We start from the raw sequence: 753 nt of genomic DNA, 5'->3' as shown, positions 1-753 counted from the left end.
CCGGTCGAGCCGGGAGGGCGTTCGCCCTGGGTCAAGGACCTTTCGACCCGGAAGATCTGAATCGGAATCCGGAACGGCGGGCTGCGTCGCCCCCCGGCCAAATGATCAGATTTCTACGCTTCTGAGTGAGCGTCTACACCGCTCAATTCGTGAAGCCCTACGTCAAGAGCAACAAGAACGATCGCGCCGATGCGGAAGCGATTTGCGAGGCCATGAGTCGCCCCGGGATGCGCTTCGTGGCGATCAAGAGCATCTCCCAGCAAGATGGACAGGCCGCACATCGGATTCGCGAGACGGTGATCGGGCACCGTACGGCCAAGGCGAATCAGATCCGGGGCCTCGTCGGCGAGTATGGGCTGATCGCACCTGTGGGGATCCAGCAGTTGAGGCGCGCGTTGCCCAGGTGGCTCGAAGACGCCGAGAACGAGCTCACGGACGAGTTCAGGGCGCTCTTGTCCGATCTCGCGGAGGACCTGCGTCGATTGGACGATCGGATCGTTGGGCTGACCAAGTGGATCGGCGAATGCGTTCGGAAGGATCCGGTCGCCCAGAGGCTGATGCAGGTTCGTGGGATAGGCCCGCTGACAGCGAGCGCACTCTGCGGGGCACTGGGTGACGAAGCGAGCCGTGGCGAGCTCGAACACGAGCTTCTTCGGGATCTTCGGGTTGAAGGCGAAGTCGAAGGTGTCGAGCGAGCGGTTTGCATCGCGGAAGCGCGCGGTCTTGATGCGCCGAGCAAGCAAGCGATCTTGT

At 62.7% G+C, this 753-nt stretch carries 1 pseudogene; it reads left to right on the top strand.

Going from position 1 to position 753, the window contains the following annotated elements:
• Positions 1-140: 140 nt before the first annotated feature.
• Positions 141-617 (top strand): annotated as a pseudogene (locus GY937_00690) (IS110 family transposase).
• Positions 618-753 lie beyond the last annotated feature (136 nt).

It is taken from the genome of bacterium (assembly GCA_024228115.1).
GTDB lineage: Bacteria > Myxococcota_A > UBA9160 > UBA9160 > UBA6930.
The sequence above is the reverse complement of the archived record's forward strand: the minus strand, read 5'-3'. Positions and strand labels throughout refer to the sequence as shown.